Consider the following 15,851-nt stretch of genomic DNA (forward strand, 5'->3'; position numbering starts at 1 on the left):
GGGAGAGGATAGCTCTTTGCGATTTCCAAGATATGACCAATGAGTTCCGCTTAGTAATGTTGGACAGCTTGGTTTGTCCGACTGCAAGAGCACATTGACGCGTTTCTTTAAACTTGCACCGAAGAGTATTTGGATAGGCTTGGTCCTTTTAGAGAAGACTGAGAAATTAGTTGTAGGGGAAAGACCCACTGACAATCTCTGCGACATCGGGGTCGACGTCTACAAGATACTGCGCCATCGCTTCCGGTAACAGGCAATACATCCATGCCTCGTCATCGCGCGTGTGAACAATCCAGTCCTGCTCAGGGGCATAGATAGTAAAGGCACCAACTGGACATTCGAAGCGGCCCAGCAATTCCTCTGAGAGATAGCGGTTGTCAAAAGTGAAGTGATCGATGACGCCGTAGTCGTCGTGCACGACATCGACTGTTGCAGCGGTAGCCATCAACTCCTTAGCGAGCGCCGCGGGTAGCATTTTTTTGCCCTCGATCAGGCAGATCTCTTTCTTGAGTTGAGCTAAGTCTTCCAATCCGGTGAATCGCTTAAGATCTTGAATCGACCGGAGCCGCCTATCCTTGCAGTAGGCGTCGGTGATCACCACGACAAATGACATACCTGCCACGTTTGGCATGACGTCACCGATGCCGGGATGCCTAGTATTGGGATATGAGACTCTCATCTGATGTTCTGCCCGCCTCGCGCGCTATTGAATTTTGTGACCCGCCGCCAGCCGTTGGGGCGTCTTTTGCGAAAGTCGCTGGCACGTTTTGTCAGGCTTCAGCGCGCCAACCTAGAGAAAAAGTCAATTTCGTAGAATGCGTTGCGCCCAGACTGTTGGCGGCAAGAACAACGGACACATCGTAGATGGCATCAGACAAGGATCGTTCCGAACCTTGGTGATGACTAATGCGGCCAAGGTTGGTAGATAACTGAAGGTCGTTAGAGCGTTTCTAACTTTTCTCCGCCCGCCCTGTTGTGCTTTTGTTAAGCACCGCCTATGTGGAGACTTCCGCTGGTAGCGATGATTCGCGACCGGCTTTTTGCGTCTTAGACACAGGCAGGAGCACCCATACTCACATACCTCTGATATCTTTCGCAAAAAGCCGCCCCTGACCTCAAAAGAGCGGCTTTTTCCGGAGAGATTACGATCGGGCGCGTGCTTTCGGGCAAGTACGCAGGGATAGATCTTCTTTTCGATCTTTGAGCGTTCGCGACGGGCCGCCCTCCCGCTGCGTGAACAGACAAAGATATGGAGTGCGACTTCGCATGGCAAATACGTTCCTCGGCCAGAAACGTCTACGCAAATACTACGGCAAAATCCGCGAAGTGCTGGAGATGCCGAACCTAATCGAGGTACAGAAATCCTCGTATGACCTTTTCCTGAACTCCGGCGATGCCGACGTCCCCACGGACGGCGAGGGGATCACCGGTGTGTTCCAGTCGGTTTTCCCGATCAAGGATTTCAACGAAACCTCCGTGCTGGAGTACGTCAAGTACGAGCTGGAGAAGCCCAAATACGACGTCGAGGAGTGTCAGCAGCGTGACATGACCTACAGCGCGCCGCTCAAGGTGACGCTGCGGCTGATCGTGTTCGATGTGGACGAAGACACCGGCGCGAAGTCCGTCAAGGACATCAAGGAGCAGGACGTCTTCATGGGCGACATGCCGTTGATGACGCCCAACGGCACCTTTGTCGTGAACGGAACAGAGCGGGTGATCGTGAGCCAGATGCACCGCTCGCCCGGCGTGTTCTTTGATCACGACAAGGGCAAGACGCACAGCTCGGGCAAGCTGCTGTTCGCCTGCCGGATCATCCCTTATCGCGGGTCCTGGCTGGACTTCGAGTTCGACGCCAAGGATATCGTCTACGCACGCATCGACCGTCGCCGCAAATTGCCGGTGACAACGCTGCTTTATTCGCTTGGTCTCGACCAGGAAGCGATCATGGACGCGTACTACAATACGGTCACCTACAAGCTGGAGAAGAACAAGGGCTGGGTTGCGCCCTTCTTCCCGGACCGGGTGCGCGGCACCCGTCCGACCTATGATCTGGTTGATGCGGGTTCGGGCGAAGTGCTGTTCGAGCAAGGCAAGAAGGTCACGCCCCGCGCGGTCAAGAAGCTGATCGACGAAGGCACGGTGACCGAACTGCTGCTGCCCTATGATCATATTGCGGGCAAGTTCGTCGCCAAGGACATCATCAACGAAGAGAACGGCGCGATCTACGTCGAGGCGGGCGATGAGCTGACGCTGGAGTACGACAAGGACGGCACCCTGATCGGCGGCACCGCGAAGGAGCTGATCGACGCCGGGATCACCGAGATCCCCGTGCTGGACATCGATAACGTCAACGTCGGCCCCTACATGCGTAACACCATGGCGCAGGACAAGAACATGAACCGCGACACCGCGCTCATGGACATCTACCGCGTGATGCGCCCGGGCGAGCCGCCCACCGTGGAGGCCGCCTCGGCGCTCTTTGACACGCTGTTCTTTGACAGCGAGCGCTATGACCTGTCCGCCGTGGGCCGCGTGAAGATGAACATGCGTCTAGCACTTGATGCCGAAGACACGCAGCGGACCCTGCGCCGCGAAGACATCGTGGCCTGCATCAAGGCGCTGGTGGATCTGCGCGACGGGCGCGGCGACATCGACGACATTGACCACCTGGGCAACCGCCGGGTGCGGTCTGTCGGCGAGCTGATGGAGAACCAGTACCGCGTGGGGCTGCTGCGGATGGAGCGCGCGATCAAGGAACGCATGTCGTCGGTCGAGATCGACACGGTGATGCCGCAGGATCTGATCAATGCGAAACCGGCCGCGGCTGCGGTGCGCGAATTCTTCGGCTCCTCGCAGCTGTCGCAGTTCATGGACCAGACCAACCCGCTGTCGGAAGTCACGCATAAACGCCGCCTCTCGGCGCTTGGGCCGGGCGGTCTGACGCGGGAACGTGCGGGTTTCGAGGTGCGCGACGTCCACGCCACGCACTACGGTCGCATGTGCCCCATCGAGACGCCGGAAGGCCCTAACATCGGGCTGATCAACTCTCTGGCGACCTTTGCGCGGGTGAACAAATACGGCTTTATCGAAACGCCTTACCGCAAGGTCGAGGACGGCAAGGTCACGGACGAAGTGCAGTACATGTCCGCGACCGAAGAGCAGCGGCACACCGTGGCTCAGGCCAATGCGGCGATTGACGAGAGCGGCCAGCTGGTCAACGAGTTCGTCAACACGCGGCAATCGGGTGAATATACGCTGGCGCCCAGCGATAGCGTCGATCTCATCGACGTGTCGCCGAAGCAGCTGGTCTCGGTCGCGGCCTCGCTCATTCCGTTTCTGGAGAATGACGACGCCAACCGTGCCCTCATGGGCTCCAACATGCAACGTCAGGCCGTGCCACTCTTGCAGGCCGAGGCGCCGCTTGTCGGCACCGGGATCGAGGAAGTCGTGGCACGCGATTCCGGAGCGGCCATCATGGCGCGTCGCGCGGGCATCATCGACCAGGTCGATGCCAGCCGGATCGTGATCCGCGCCACCGAAGATCTGGAGCTGGGCGACGCGGGTGTGGACATCTACCGCATGCGCAAATTCCAGCGGTCGAACCAGAACACCTGCATCAACCAGCGTCCGCTGGTGAAGGTGGGTGACACGGTTCAAAAGGGTCAGGTGGTTGCCGATGGCCCGTCCACGGATATGGGGGAACTGGCGCTCGGCAAGAACGTCGTCGTCGCCTTCATGCCGTGGAATGGCTACAACTACGAGGACTCGATCCTGATCTCCGAGCGGATCGCGCGCGATGACGTCTTTACCTCGATCCATATCGAGGAATTCGAGGTCGCCGCCCGTGACACCAAGCTTGGGCCAGAAGAGATCACCCGCGACATCCCCAACGTCGGCGAGGAAGCCCTGCGCAACCTCGATGAAGCGGGCATCGTCTACATCGGCGCGGACGTCGAGCCGGGCGATATCCTCGTGGGCAAGATCACTCCCAAGGGCGAGAGCCCGATGACGCCGGAGGAGAAATTGCTCCGCGCCATCTTCGGTGAGAAAGCCTCGGACGTGCGGGATACCTCGCTGCGCGTGAAGCCGGGCGATTTCGGCACGGTCGTGGAAGTGCGTGTCTTCAACCGCCATGGTGTGGAAAAAGACGAGCGTGCGCTGCAGATCGAGCGTGAGGAAGTCGAACGTCTGGCCCGGGACCGGGACGACGAGATGGCGATCCTCGACCGCAACATCTACGCGCGGCTGAAGTCCATGATCCTGGGCAAGGTCGCTGTCAAAGGGCCTCGCGGCGTCTCTGCCAACGCCGAGATTACCGAAGACCTGCTGGGCACGCTCAGCCGCGGTCAATGGTGGCAGTTGGCGCTCAAGGAAGAGGCGGATGCCCAGATCGTCGAGGCGCTCAACGAGCAATACGAGATCCAGAAACGGGCCTTGGATGCACGGTTCGAGGATAAGGTCGAGAAAGTCCGTCGTGGCGACGATCTGCCCCCGGGCGTGATGAAGATGGTCAAGGTCTTCGTCGCGGTGAAGCGCAAGCTGCAGCCGGGCGACAAGATGGCTGGACGTCACGGCAACAAGGGCGTGATCTCCAAGGTGGTGCCGATGGAGGACATGCCGTTCCTCGCGGATGGCACCCCGGTGGATTTCTGCCTCAACCCGCTGGGCGTGCCGTCGCGCATGAACGTGGGCCAGATCCTGGAGACACATATGGGCTGGGCCGCGCGCGGTCTGGGCCTCAATGTGGATGAGGCGCTGCAGGAGTATCGCCGGTCGGGCGATCTGACCCCTGTGCGCGACGCGCTGCACCACGCCTATGGCGAGGATGTATACGACGAAGGCGTCGCGGGTATGGACGAAGAGACGCTGATCGAAGCGGCCAGCAACGTCACGCGCGGTGTGCCGATTGCCACGCCGGTCTTTGATGGTGCGAAAGAGGGCGACGTCAACGACGCTCTGGTGCGTGCTGGTTTCTCGGAAAGCGGCCAGTCGATCCTCTTCGACGGGCGCACGGGTGAGCAATTCGCGCGGCCCGTGACCGTGGGCGTGAAGTACCTGCTGAAACTGCACCACCTGGTGGACGACAAGATCCACGCACGCTCGACCGGGCCCTACTCCCTCGTCACCCAGCAGCCGCTGGGCGGGAAGGCGCAGTTCGGTGGTCAGCGCTTCGGGGAAATGGAGGTCTGGGCGCTGGAAGCCTACGGCGCCGCCTACACCCTGCAGGAGATGCTGACCGTGAAGTCGGACGACGTGGCGGGCCGGACGAAAGTCTACGAAAGCATCGTCAAAGGTGAGGACAACTTCGAGGCCGGCGTGCCAGAGAGCTTCAACGTGCTTGTCAAAGAAGTCCGCGGCCTCGGCCTCAACATGGAGCTTCTCGATGCGGAGGAGGATGAGTGAGGATGCAAACCATAGTTGCCTCTTCACTTCTGTTTTCGGCTGGATGCGCGGCGTCGACAGTGATCGATAAGATCACTGTCGAAGATTTGGCTGACGGTCGTGACAGCAATGCCGGCCAACGGCTTGTCTTGGCATCGTCAATTCGTTCGACATCGGCCATGCTGAGCGACGGTATGCTCGCTGTTTCGAAAAGGTGCGGATCCGACACTTTGCTGAGCGTAGATCAAGTGAATCTCGTTGAAGATAGCTTTACCCATTACGACCTGATTGGCGGCGGTTCAATCAACGAACAATCGTATACATTCCGCTGCCCGGAGCCTGGAAAGGAAATCCAATGAACCAGGAACTGACAAACAACCCGTTTAACCCGCTCACACCACCCAAGGTGTTTGACGAAATCAAGGTGTCTCTGGCCTCGCCGGAGCGGATCCTTTCGTGGTCCTTCGGGGAGATCAAGAAGCCCGAGACCATCAACTACCGGACGTTCAAGCCAGAGCGTGACGGTCTGTTCTGCGCGCGGATCTTCGGGCCGATCAAGGATTACGAGTGCCTTTGCGGCAAGTACAAGCGCATGAAGTATCGCGGCGTCGTCTGCGAGAAATGCGGCGTGGAAGTCACGCTGCAAAAGGTACGTCGTGAGCGCATGGGCCATATCGAGCTCGCCTCGCCCGTTGCGCACATCTGGTTCCTGAAATCGCTGCCCAGCCGCATTGGCCTGATGCTCGACATGACCCTGCGCGATCTGGAGCGGGTGCTCTACTTCGAGAACTACGTGGTGATCGAGCCAGGCCTCACGGATCTTCAATACGGTCAGATGATGACCGAAGAAGAGTTCATGGACGCGCAGGACGCCTACGGCATGGACGCCTTCACAGCGAACATCGGCGCAGAAGCGATCCGCGAGATGCTGGCGGCCATCGACCTCGAAGCCGAGGCCGAACAGCTGCGCGCGGACCTCAAGGAGGCCACCGGCGAGCTGAAGCCCAAGAAGATCATCAAGCGTCTGAAAGTCGTGGAAAGCTTCCTGGAATCCGGTAACCGCCCGGAGTGGATGGTGCTGACGGTGATCCCCGTGATCCCGCCAGAGCTGCGCCCGCTGGTGCCGCTGGACGGTGGCCGTTTCGCGACGTCAGACCTCAACGATCTCTACCGCCGGGTGATCAACCGGAACAACCGTCTCAAGCGGCTGATCGAGCTGCGCGCGCCTGACATCATCGTGCGAAACGAAAAGCGGATGTTGCAGGAATCCGTCGATGCTCTGTTCGACAACGGTCGCCGCGGTCGTGTAATCACCGGTGCCAACAAGCGGCCGCTGAAATCGCTCAGCGACATGCTGAAAGGCAAGCAGGGCCGCTTCCGCCAGAACCTTCTCGGCAAGCGCGTCGACTTCTCGGGCCGGTCGGTCATCGTGACCGGGCCGGAGCTCAAGCTGCATCAGTGCGGTCTGCCGAAAAAGATGGCCTTGGAGCTCTTCAAGCCGTTCATCTATTCGCGGCTGGAGGCCAAGGGTCTCAGCTCCACCGTGAAACAGGCGAAAAAGCTCGTGGAGAAAGAACGCCCCGAAGTCTGGGACATCCTCGATGAGGTGATCCGCGAACACCCGGTGATGCTCAACCGTGCGCCGACACTGCACCGTCTGGGCATCCAGGCGTTTGAACCTGTCCTGATCGAAGGCAAGGCGATCCAGCTGCACCCGCTGGTCTGTTCGGCCTTCAACGCGGACTTCGACGGTGACCAGATGGCGGTTCACGTGCCGCTCAGCCTCGAAGCGCAGCTGGAAGCGCGCGTGCTGATGATGTCCACCAACAACGTGCTCAGCCCTGCCAACGGTGCGCCGATCATCGTGCCCTCGCAGGACATGATCCTGGGCCTGTATTACACCACGCTGGAGCGTGAGGGCATGCCGGGTGAAGGCATGGTCTTTGGCTCCGTCGAGGAAGTTCAGCACGCGCTGGACGCCGGGCTGGTGCATCTGCACACCAAGATCACCGCGCGGATCCCCCAGATCGACGAGAACGGTCTGGAGGTCATGCAGCGGTTCGAGACGACACCGGGCCGGGTCCGTCTGGGCGCGCTTCTGCCGCTCAACGCCAAGGCACCGTTCGAGCTGGTCAACCGTCTGTTGCGCAAGAAAGAAGTGCAGCAGGTCATCGACACCGTCTACCGCTACTGCGGGCAAAAGGAATCCGTCATTTTCTGTGACCAGATCATGACCATGGGCTTCCGCGAGGCGTTCAAGGCCGGCATCTCCTTCGGCAAGGACGACATGCTGATCCCCGACACCAAATGGCCGATCGTCGAAGAGACGCGCGAGCAGGTGAAGGATTTCGAGCAGCAGTATATGGACGGTCTGATCACCCAGGGCGAGAAGTACAACAAGGTGGTCGATGCCTGGTCGAAGTGTAACGACAAGGTCACCGACGCCATGATGGGCTCGATCTCCGCCAGCCAGCGCAATGAGGCCGGTGCCGAGATGGAGCCGAACTCGGTCTACATGATGGCGCACTCCGGTGCGCGGGGATCTGTCACGCAGATGAAACAGCTCGGCGGGATGCGCGGCCTGATGGCCAAGCCCAATGGAGACATCATCGAGACGCCGATCATCTCGAACTTCAAGGAAGGCCTGACGGTTCTGGAGTACTTCAACTCCACCCACGGTGCCCGTAAGGGTCTATCGGATACCGCTTTGAAAACGGCGAACTCCGGGTATCTCACCCGGCGTCTGGTGGACGTGGCGCAGGACTGCATCGTGCGCATGCTCGATTGCGGGACGGAGAACTCGATCACCGCTGTCGCTGCTGTCAACGACGGTGAGGTCGTGGCCTCCCTGTCGGAGCGGATCCTAGGTCGTGTCCTCGCGGATGACATCCTGCGTCCGGGCACGGATGAGGTGATGATGGCCGCCGGAACACTGGTGGACGAGCGCATGGCCGATGCCATCGAGGACGCCGGTGTCGCCTCTGCCCGCATCCGCAGTCCGCTGACCTGCGAGGCTGAGGAGGGCGTTTGCGCCATGTGTTACGGGCGGGACCTCGCGCGCGGTACAATGGTCAACACCGGCGAAGCGGTTGGCATCATCGCCGCACAGTCCATCGGTGAGCCCGGCACGCAGCTGACAATGCGGACCTTCCACATTGGCGGTGTTGCGCAGGGTGGTCAGCAATCCTTCCTGGAGGCCAGCCATTCCGGCAAGGTCGTCTTTGAGAACGCGCAGACCCTTGAGAACGCCGCAGGCGAGATCATGGTCATGGGCCGCAACATGAAGCTGCTCATCCAGGACGAGAACGGCGACGAGCGCGCGAGCCACAAGGTCGGCTACGGGACCAAGCTCTTTGTCACCGACGGTCAGACCGTGGCCCGCGGCGACAAGCTCTTTGAGTGGGATCCCTACACGCTGCCGATCATCGCGGAGAAATCCGGGATGGCGAAGTTCGTGGATCTGGTCAGCGGTATCGCCGTCAAGGACGAGACTGATGATGCCACCGGCATGACCCAGAAGATCGTGATCGACTGGCGCTCGGCAACCAAGGGCAATGAGCTCAAGCCAGAGATCATTCTGGTGGATGCCGATGGCCAGCCCGTGCGCAACGATGCGGGCAACCCGGTGACCTATCCGATGTCTGTGGATGCGGTTCTGTCCATCGAGGACCAGACCGAAATCAAGGCAGGCGATGTGGTGGCCCGTATTCCGCGGGAAGGCGCCAAGACCAAGGACATTACCGGGGGTCTGCCGCGGGTGGCCGAACTCTTTGAGGCACGTCGCCCCAAGGATCACGCCATCATCGCGGAAATCGACGGCTATGTGCGCTACGGCAAGGACTACAAGAACAAGCGCCGCATCGCGATCGAGAGCTCCGAGGATCCGGATCACAAGGTCGAATACATGGTGCCCAAGGGCAAGCACATCCCCGTCGCCGAGGGGGATTTTGTCCAGAAGGGTGACTACATCATGGACGGTAACCCCGCCCCGCATGACATCCTCGCCATCATGGGGGTTGAGGCGCTGGCGGATTACATGATCGACGAGGTCCAGGACGTCTACCGCCTGCAGGGTGTGAAGATCAACGACAAGCACATCGAGGTCATCGTGCGTCAGATGCTTCAGAAGTGGGAGATCCAGGACAGCGGGGACACCACCCTGCTCAAGGGCGAACATGTGGACAAGCAGGAGTTCGATCTGGCCAACGAAAAGGCACTGTCGAAAGGCGGGCGTCCCGCACAGGGCGAACCGATCCTGCTGGGCATCACCAAGGCATCGCTGCAAACCCGCAGCTTCATCTCGGCGGCGTCCTTCCAGGAGACGACGCGCGTGCTTACGGAGGCCTCGGTTCAAGGCAAGAAGGACAAGCTCGTCGGCCTCAAGGAGAACGTGATCGTCGGCCGTCTGATCCCGGCGGGGACCGGTGGTGCCACGATGAAGGTCCGCCGCGTGGCGCAGGACCGCGACAACGTCGTGATCGAGGCGCGCCGCGAGGAGGCCGAAGCCGCCGCAGCGCTCGCCGCGCCTGCGCCGGACGAGAGCATGGCCAGCGATGTCTTTGGCGATGTGATCACCCCGGCGGATGATCCGCGGGATTAAATCGATCTGATCCTGAAAAAAAGCCCGGCGATCCGCGATCGCCGGGCTTTTCTCTTTTCTGGTTTCTTGCGAATTCAATCTGAAATGGGTGGTGAAACGACATATTCGCCAGTAGCGTCGGTGCGATTGTTACCGGGTCCAGTCTGAAAGTTCACAGATGTCAGATACATTCCATCCCATGGCACCGACTCACCTGCCGCCTTATTTCGCGGGTGCAGATGGCAGCGATCAGCTTTTCACCATCATGGTCATTTTTCTCGTGCTCGCCATTCTTCTGGTCGGCGTTGCCTACTTCACCCTGCATGCGCTGCCGGAACGGATGGCGCATAAAGGCAATAGCGCACAACTTCAGTTGATCAGCATTCTGGTCATGGTCGCTCTGTTCACCCACAATAACATCTTCTGGATCATCGCTCTGGTCATTGCTGCCTTCCGCCCGCCGGATCTGATCACCCCTCTGAATTCCATGGCCCAGTCGCTGCAAAACCTCGTGAGCCGGGAGCGGTAGGTCATGCTCGAAGTTATCTTGTGCTCGCTCGTGACGATCTTGCCCGACTACCTGTTGCGCCGCCGCTTTCAGGGCAAACGCTGGGGCGCGGAGATCAACTTTTTCACCGTTTGGTACGAGCTGCGGTGGGGCATCACGTTATGTGCGATGCTGACCATCAGCTTGATCACGATTGTCTTTTACTACCATCCGAGCACGTCGAATGTGGCATCGTTTTTCCGGACCGTAACCATCCTGTCGGAGCAGGGCGGGCGTGTCTCGGACGTATATGTCAGGATCAATTCGAAGGTCGCCGCGGGTGATCCGATTTTCAAACTGGACAGCAGCAGCCAGGAAGCCGCCGCAGAGACAGCGCGACGTCAGATCGCGGAGGTGGAGGCGTCTCTGGCCTTGGCCGATGCGCAGCGTGCGGCATCTGTTGCCGCGGTGGAGCAGGCCGAAGCCGCCCTTGAGCAGACCCGTGAAGATCTCGACCGGCGCAGGGCGCTGCAGGATCAAGGGTCTTCCGCCGTGAGCGACCGGGACGTCGAATTGCTGGAGCATGAGCTTGGTGTCCGGCAGGGGCAACTGGATGAAGCAGCTGCCGGGGTGGCGGCGATTGACGCTCAGATCGGCGTTCAGCTTCCAGCGCAGCGCGCGACAGCCGAAGCTGCTCTTGCGCAAGCGTTGAATGAGATTGAAAAACTCACTGTCTACGCGGGCGTCGACGGCACCATTGAACAGTTCACGCTGCGGGTGGGTGACATCGTCAGCCCGGTTTTACGTCCTGCGGGGATCCTTGTTCCCGCCGATGCAGGACGCAATCGTTTTCAGGCGGGGTTCCCTCAGATTTCCGCGCAGGTCGTCAAGGCGGGTGGTGTGGCAGAAATCATGTGCGTGTCGAAACCCTTCACGGTCATTCCGATGGTCATTACTGAGGTGCAGGACGTGATTGCCGCCGGACAGGTGCGGCCCTCGGACCGGTTGGGGGATGCGCAATATCAGGGTGCTCCGGGGACGATCACGGCATTTCTTGAGCCGATTTACCCGGGTCAGACCGATGATATCCCGCCGGGAAGCCGCTGCCTGGCGAATGCCTACACGTACAACCATGCGCTGCTGGAAGACCCGGCGTTGGGTTTTGGGCGGCGTATCTTTTTGCACGTTGTCGATACGGTGGGTGTGGTTCATGCGGCGGGTCTTCGGATACGGTCGCTCCTGCTGCCGCTGCAAACGCTGGTGTTCACCGGCCACTGATGCCGCGGCGTGCCGGTTTTGCCAGAGCGTACCTTGCCGGGCGCATCATCCTGCAGCGTCTGACAGGTGAATCCCTCGGGGTGCTGTTGACAGCCCGGGCGACTCCTTTTATATGCCGCACATCCTGCGGGCAGAGGTTTCTTTGCGCGCTGTAAATCAGAACGAAAGTGGTCACGATCCGGCCTCCTACTGGCCCGATCCTCTGTTACACCACCGCGTCGTTTTCCTCGGTACGGAAACGGGTGCGGTCGTTTCGTATTGCGGATGCCAAATGTGTCCGATTTGAAACCGCATGGGGATCGCCCTCGTGCACACATATGTGAGCTTAGACGGGGAAAGAACCGGAATGCCAACGATCCAGCAGCTGATCCGCAAACCGCGGCAGCCAAAAGTAAAACGATCCAAATCCATGCACCTGCAGGAATGCCCGCAGAAGCGTGGCGTTTGCACGCGCGTTTACACCACAACGCCCAAGAAACCGAACTCCGCGATGCGGAAAGTGGCCAAGGTACGCCTGACCAACGGGTTCGAGGTGATCAGCTATATTCCGGGTGAAAGCCACAACCTGCAGGAACACTCCGTGGTTCTGATCCGTGGCGGACGTGTCAAGGACCTTCCCGGTGTGCGCTACCACATCCTGCGCGGTGTTCTGGACACGCAAGGCGTCAAAGACCGCAAACAGCGTCGCTCCAAATACGGCGCCAAGCGGCCGAAGTAAGACCTGCACCCTCCTCGGGCTCGACCCGAGGATCTCCGTCCACAAGATCCTCGGGTCAGGCCCGAGGATGACACACCGAAGAGTTTCAAGAGGATACCAAGATGTCCCGTCGCCACGCAGCCGAAAAACGCGAAGTCCTGCCCGACGCCAAATATGGCGATCTGGTGCTGACCAAATTTATGAACAACCTGATGATCGACGGAAAGAAGTCGGTCGCGGAGCGCATCGTCTACTCCGCGCTGACCCGCGTCGAGACCAAGATCAAGCGTGCCCCCATCGAGGTGTTCCACGAAGCGCTCGACAACATTCAGCCCTCCGTCGAGGTGCGCTCGCGCCGCGTCGGTGGTGCGACCTATCAGGTTCCCGTCGAGGTGCGCCCCGAGCGTCGTCAGGCGCTGGCCATCCGCTGGCTGATCAAAGCGGCCCGGTCGCGCAACGAAAACACGATGGAAGAGCGCCTCGCCGGTGAGCTTCTGGACGCCGTTCAATCCCGCGGCACCGCGGTCAAAAAGCGCGAAGACACCCACAAGATGGCCGACGCCAACAAGGCGTTCAGCCACTACCGCTGGTAATTCGGGCGGGATCTCCCCGCTCTTCTCGCGTCCCGTCCGGGGGCGCGATCAACCGTTTCAGATTTTGAGGAAGCAGCCCCATGGCCCGCGACTATCCGCTCCAACGCTACCGCAACTTCGGCATCATGGCCCACATCGACGCCGGTAAAACCACTTGTTCCGAACGGATCCTGTTCTACACGGGTAAATCCCACAACATCGGTGAGGTCCACGACGGTGCGGCCACCATGGACTGGATGGAGCAGGAGCAGGAACGGGGGATCACCATCACCTCCGCTGCAACCACCACATTCTGGCAGCGTCAGGAAGAGCCCACGAACGAGGGCACATCCGACACGAAATACCGCATGAACATCATCGACACGCCGGGTCACGTGGATTTCACCATTGAGGTGGAACGCTCGCTCGCCGTGCTCGACGGTGCCGTCTGTGTGCTCGATGCCAACGCCGGTGTGGAGCCCCAGACCGAAACCGTCTGGCGCCAGGCCGATCGCTACAAGGTCCCGCGGATCGTTTTCGTCAACAAGATGGACAAGATCGGTGCCGACTTCTTCAACTGCGTCGCGATGATCGAGGATCGCACCGGTGCGCGCGCCGTGCCCGTTGCCCTGCCCATCGGGGCAGAGACCGAACTGGAAGGCCAGATCGACCTGATCACCATGGAAGAATGGGTCTGGGAAGGCGAAGATCTGGGCGCGTCCTGGGTCAAAAAGCCAATCCGTGACAGCCTCAAAGAGGTTGCTGAGGAATGGCGCGGCAAGATGATCGAAGCGGCCGTCGAAGAAGACGACGACGCGATGATGGAATATCTCGAAGGCAACGAGCCCGACGTGGACACCCTGCGCAAACTGCTGCGCAAGGGCACGCTGGCCCTGCATTTCGTTCCAGTCCTCGGCGGCTCCGCCTTCAAGAACAAGGGCGTGCAACCGCTGCTTAACGCCGTGATCGACTTCCTGCCGAGCCCGCTCGATGTGGTCGACTACATGGGCTTCAAACCCGGTGACGAGGAAGAAACCCGCAACATCCCGCGCCGCGCGGATGATGAGATGGCCTTTGCCGGTCTGGCGTTCAAGATCATGAACGACCCCTTCGTGGGCTCGCTGACCTTCACGCGCATCTATTCGGGCACGATGAACAAGGGTGACACCATTCTCAACTCGACCAAGGGCAAGAAAGAGCGTGTCGGTCGGATGATGATGATGCACTCCAACAACCGCGAAGAGATCGAAGAGGCCTTTGCGGGCGACATCATTGCGCTTGCCGGTCTGAAAGACACCACGACAGGTGATACGCTTTGCTCCAATAGTGATCCGGTCGTGCTGGAAACGATGACGTTCCCCGATCCGGTGATCGAGATCGCGGTTGAGCCCAAGACCAAGAACGACCAGGAGAAAATGTCCCAGGGCCTCGCGCGTCTGGCGGCAGAGGATCCGTCCTTCCGGGTCGAGACAGATATGGAATCCGGTCAGACCATCATGAAGGGCATGGGCGAATTGCACCTCGACATCCTGGTGGATCGTCTCAAGCGTGAGTTCAAGGTCGAGGCCAACATCGGTGCGCCGCAGGTGGCCTACCGCGAGACGATCTCGAAAGAGTACGAAGTCACCTATACCCACAAAAAACAGTCGGGTGGCTCCGGTCAGTTCGCCGAGGTCAAGATGATCCTGACCCCGACCGAGCCCGGCGAAGGCTACTCCTTCGAGAGCCGTATCGTCGGTGGTGCCGTGCCCAAAGAATATATCCCGGGCGTGGAAAAAGGCATCAAATCTGTCATGGATTCCGGTCCTCTCGCGGGCTTCCCGGTGATCGACTTCAAGGTCGCGCTGATCGACGGTAAGTTCCACGATGTGGACTCGAGCGTTCTGGCCTTTGAAATCGCGGCCCGCATGGGCATGCGTGAAGGCATGAAGGGCGCGGGCGCCAAACTGCTGGAACCGATCATGAAGGTCGAGGTCATCTCGCCCGAGGATTACACCGGCAACGTGATCGGTGACCTCACATCCCGGCGCGGTCAGGTGACAGGGCAGGAGCCCCGCGGCAACGCCATCGCCATCGACGCGATGGTGCCGCTGGCGAATATGTTCGGCTATATCAACACCCTGAGGTCGATGTCGTCGGGTCGCGCTCAGTTCACCATGCAGTTCGATCACTACGATCCGGTCCCGCAGAACATCTCGGACGAGATTCAGGCGAAGTTTGCATAACCATGATAAATAGGCGTTCTTTCCTAGCTATTGCCTCTGTCGGGTTTATTTCGGCGTGTGCAGAACCATTGCTGGATGTTAGTGCATCCCAAAACCTGCGTGTAAACGAGGTGACTGTTGACGTATCTCAGCTTGAAAGAGTTGGCGGTCGCCAAAATGCAATAAGTACAGCGCAGGTCCAACGCGACGTTCAGCAGGCTGTTTCCGCACAATTGCAAGCGGCAGCAGCAGGAAGTCGTCCGGTGAACGTCCAGTTATCGTTGACTTCTGTACAACTGGTATCGCCGGGAATGTCTCTACTCGTAGGTGGTACAAGCAGAATTGCGGGAATATTGCAGGTCAAAGATGCTGAATCTGGTGCAGTTGTAATCGAACCGACGGAAGTGTTCGGCCTTGCAAAAGGTGAATACGCACCCGGTGGAATAATTGGTGCACTCGCCAAATCGGGCCGCAGCCCTACTGACGATTACAAGAACACGGTTTCCGGATTCGCGGCCGACGTTCGTAAGCGCCTTTTCGGCGCATAGATCAGCTAAGATAGAAAAGGAGCCAGACATGGCAAAGGCAAAGTTTGAACGTACGAAACCGCATGTTAACATTGGCACGATTGGTCACGTTGACCACGGCAAGA

10 protein-coding genes are annotated in these 15,851 nt (G+C 59.6%); 9 read left to right on the top strand and 1 reads right to left on the bottom strand.

The window, feature by feature from the left end; all coding sequences use genetic code 11:
- Positions 1–166: 166 nt before the first annotated feature.
- A complete protein-coding gene (locus Q1A53_RS16295) occupies positions 167–613 on the bottom strand; it encodes a hypothetical protein (protein WP_299968699.1) in 447 nt (148 codons plus the stop codon).
- A 653-nt stretch (positions 614–1,266) separates the two neighbouring features.
- Here Q1A53_RS16295 and rpoB point away from each other — a divergent pair.
- From rpoB to Q1A53_RS16340, 9 genes are all read left to right on the top strand, one after another.
- Positions 1,267–5,403, top strand: a complete 4,137-nt coding sequence (gene rpoB, locus Q1A53_RS16300; RefSeq protein ID WP_299968700.1) for a DNA-directed RNA polymerase subunit beta — start codon at positions 1,267–1,269, stop codon at positions 5,401–5,403.
- A gap of 2 nt (positions 5,404–5,405) precedes the next feature.
- Positions 5,406–5,741: a hypothetical protein gene (locus Q1A53_RS16305; RefSeq protein ID WP_299968701.1), complete on the top strand. Its 336-nt coding sequence runs from the start codon at positions 5,406–5,408 to the stop codon at positions 5,739–5,741.
- Positions 5,738–9,982, top strand: a complete 4,245-nt coding sequence (rpoC, locus tag Q1A53_RS16310; RefSeq protein WP_299968702.1) for a DNA-directed RNA polymerase subunit beta' — start codon at positions 5,738–5,740, stop codon at positions 9,980–9,982. Before Q1A53_RS16305 ends, rpoC begins: the two co-directional genes overlap by 4 nt.
- 178 nt (positions 9,983–10,160) lie before the next feature.
- A complete protein-coding gene (locus Q1A53_RS16315; RefSeq protein WP_299968703.1) occupies positions 10,161–10,490 on the top strand; it encodes a hypothetical protein in 330 nt (109 codons plus the stop codon).
- A gap of 3 nt (positions 10,491–10,493) precedes the next feature.
- Positions 10,494–11,726 (top strand): biotin/lipoyl-binding protein, encoded by a 1,233-nt coding sequence (locus Q1A53_RS16320; protein ID WP_299968704.1) that lies wholly within the window; start codon positions 10,494–10,496, stop codon positions 11,724–11,726.
- Positions 11,727–12,072: 346 nt separating this feature from the next.
- Positions 12,073–12,444 carry a 30S ribosomal protein S12 gene (gene rpsL / locus Q1A53_RS16325; protein ID WP_007118826.1) on the top strand — a complete coding sequence of 124 codons (372 nt, stop codon included), beginning with the start codon at positions 12,073–12,075 and terminating at the stop codon, positions 12,442–12,444.
- Positions 12,445–12,545: 101 nt separating this feature from the next.
- The gene (gene rpsG / locus Q1A53_RS16330; RefSeq protein WP_299968705.1) at positions 12,546–13,016 is read left to right on the top strand and encodes a 30S ribosomal protein S7; all 471 of its coding nucleotides are present in this window, start codon (positions 12,546–12,548) and stop codon (positions 13,014–13,016) included.
- An 80-nt stretch (positions 13,017–13,096) separates the two neighbouring features.
- Positions 13,097–15,220 (top strand): elongation factor G, encoded by a 2,124-nt coding sequence (gene fusA, locus Q1A53_RS16335; RefSeq protein WP_299968706.1) that lies wholly within the window; start codon positions 13,097–13,099, stop codon positions 15,218–15,220.
- Between the two features lie 2 nt (positions 15,221–15,222).
- Positions 15,223–15,747: a hypothetical protein gene (locus tag Q1A53_RS16340; protein ID WP_299968712.1), complete on the top strand. Its 525-nt coding sequence runs from the start codon at positions 15,223–15,225 to the stop codon at positions 15,745–15,747.
- Positions 15,748–15,851 lie beyond the last annotated feature (104 nt).

Origin of the sequence: uncultured Roseobacter sp. (genome assembly GCF_947496515.1) — a bacterium.
In the GTDB taxonomy this organism is placed as follows: Bacteria; Pseudomonadota; Alphaproteobacteria; order Rhodobacterales; family Rhodobacteraceae; genus Roseobacter.

Excerpts from the sequence above, each read along its gene's own strand:
- fusA (WP_299968706.1), top strand. The coding sequence starts at position 13,097 with ATGGCCCGCGACTATCCGCTCCAACGCTACCGCAACTTCGGCATCATG.
- rpoC (WP_299968702.1), top strand. The coding sequence starts at position 5,738 with ATGAACCAGGAACTGACAAACAACCCGTTTAACCCGCTCACACCACCC.
- Q1A53_RS16340 (WP_299968712.1), top strand. The coding sequence starts at position 15,223 with ATGATAAATAGGCGTTCTTTCCTAGCTATTGCCTCTGTCGGGTTTATT.
- Q1A53_RS16315 (WP_299968703.1), top strand. The coding sequence starts at position 10,161 with ATGGCACCGACTCACCTGCCGCCTTATTTCGCGGGTGCAGATGGCAGC.
- rpsL (WP_007118826.1), top strand. The coding sequence starts at position 12,073 with ATGCCAACGATCCAGCAGCTGATCCGCAAACCGCGGCAGCCAAAAGTA.
- rpoB (WP_299968700.1), top strand. The coding sequence starts at position 1,267 with ATGGCAAATACGTTCCTCGGCCAGAAACGTCTACGCAAATACTACGGC.
- rpsG (WP_299968705.1), top strand. The coding sequence starts at position 12,546 with ATGTCCCGTCGCCACGCAGCCGAAAAACGCGAAGTCCTGCCCGACGCC.
- Q1A53_RS16295 (WP_299968699.1), bottom strand. The coding sequence starts at position 613 with ATGTCATTTGTCGTGGTGATCACCGACGCCTACTGCAAGGATAGGCGG.
- Q1A53_RS16305 (WP_299968701.1), top strand. The coding sequence starts at position 5,406 with ATGCAAACCATAGTTGCCTCTTCACTTCTGTTTTCGGCTGGATGCGCG.
- Q1A53_RS16320 (WP_299968704.1), top strand. The coding sequence starts at position 10,494 with ATGCTCGAAGTTATCTTGTGCTCGCTCGTGACGATCTTGCCCGACTAC.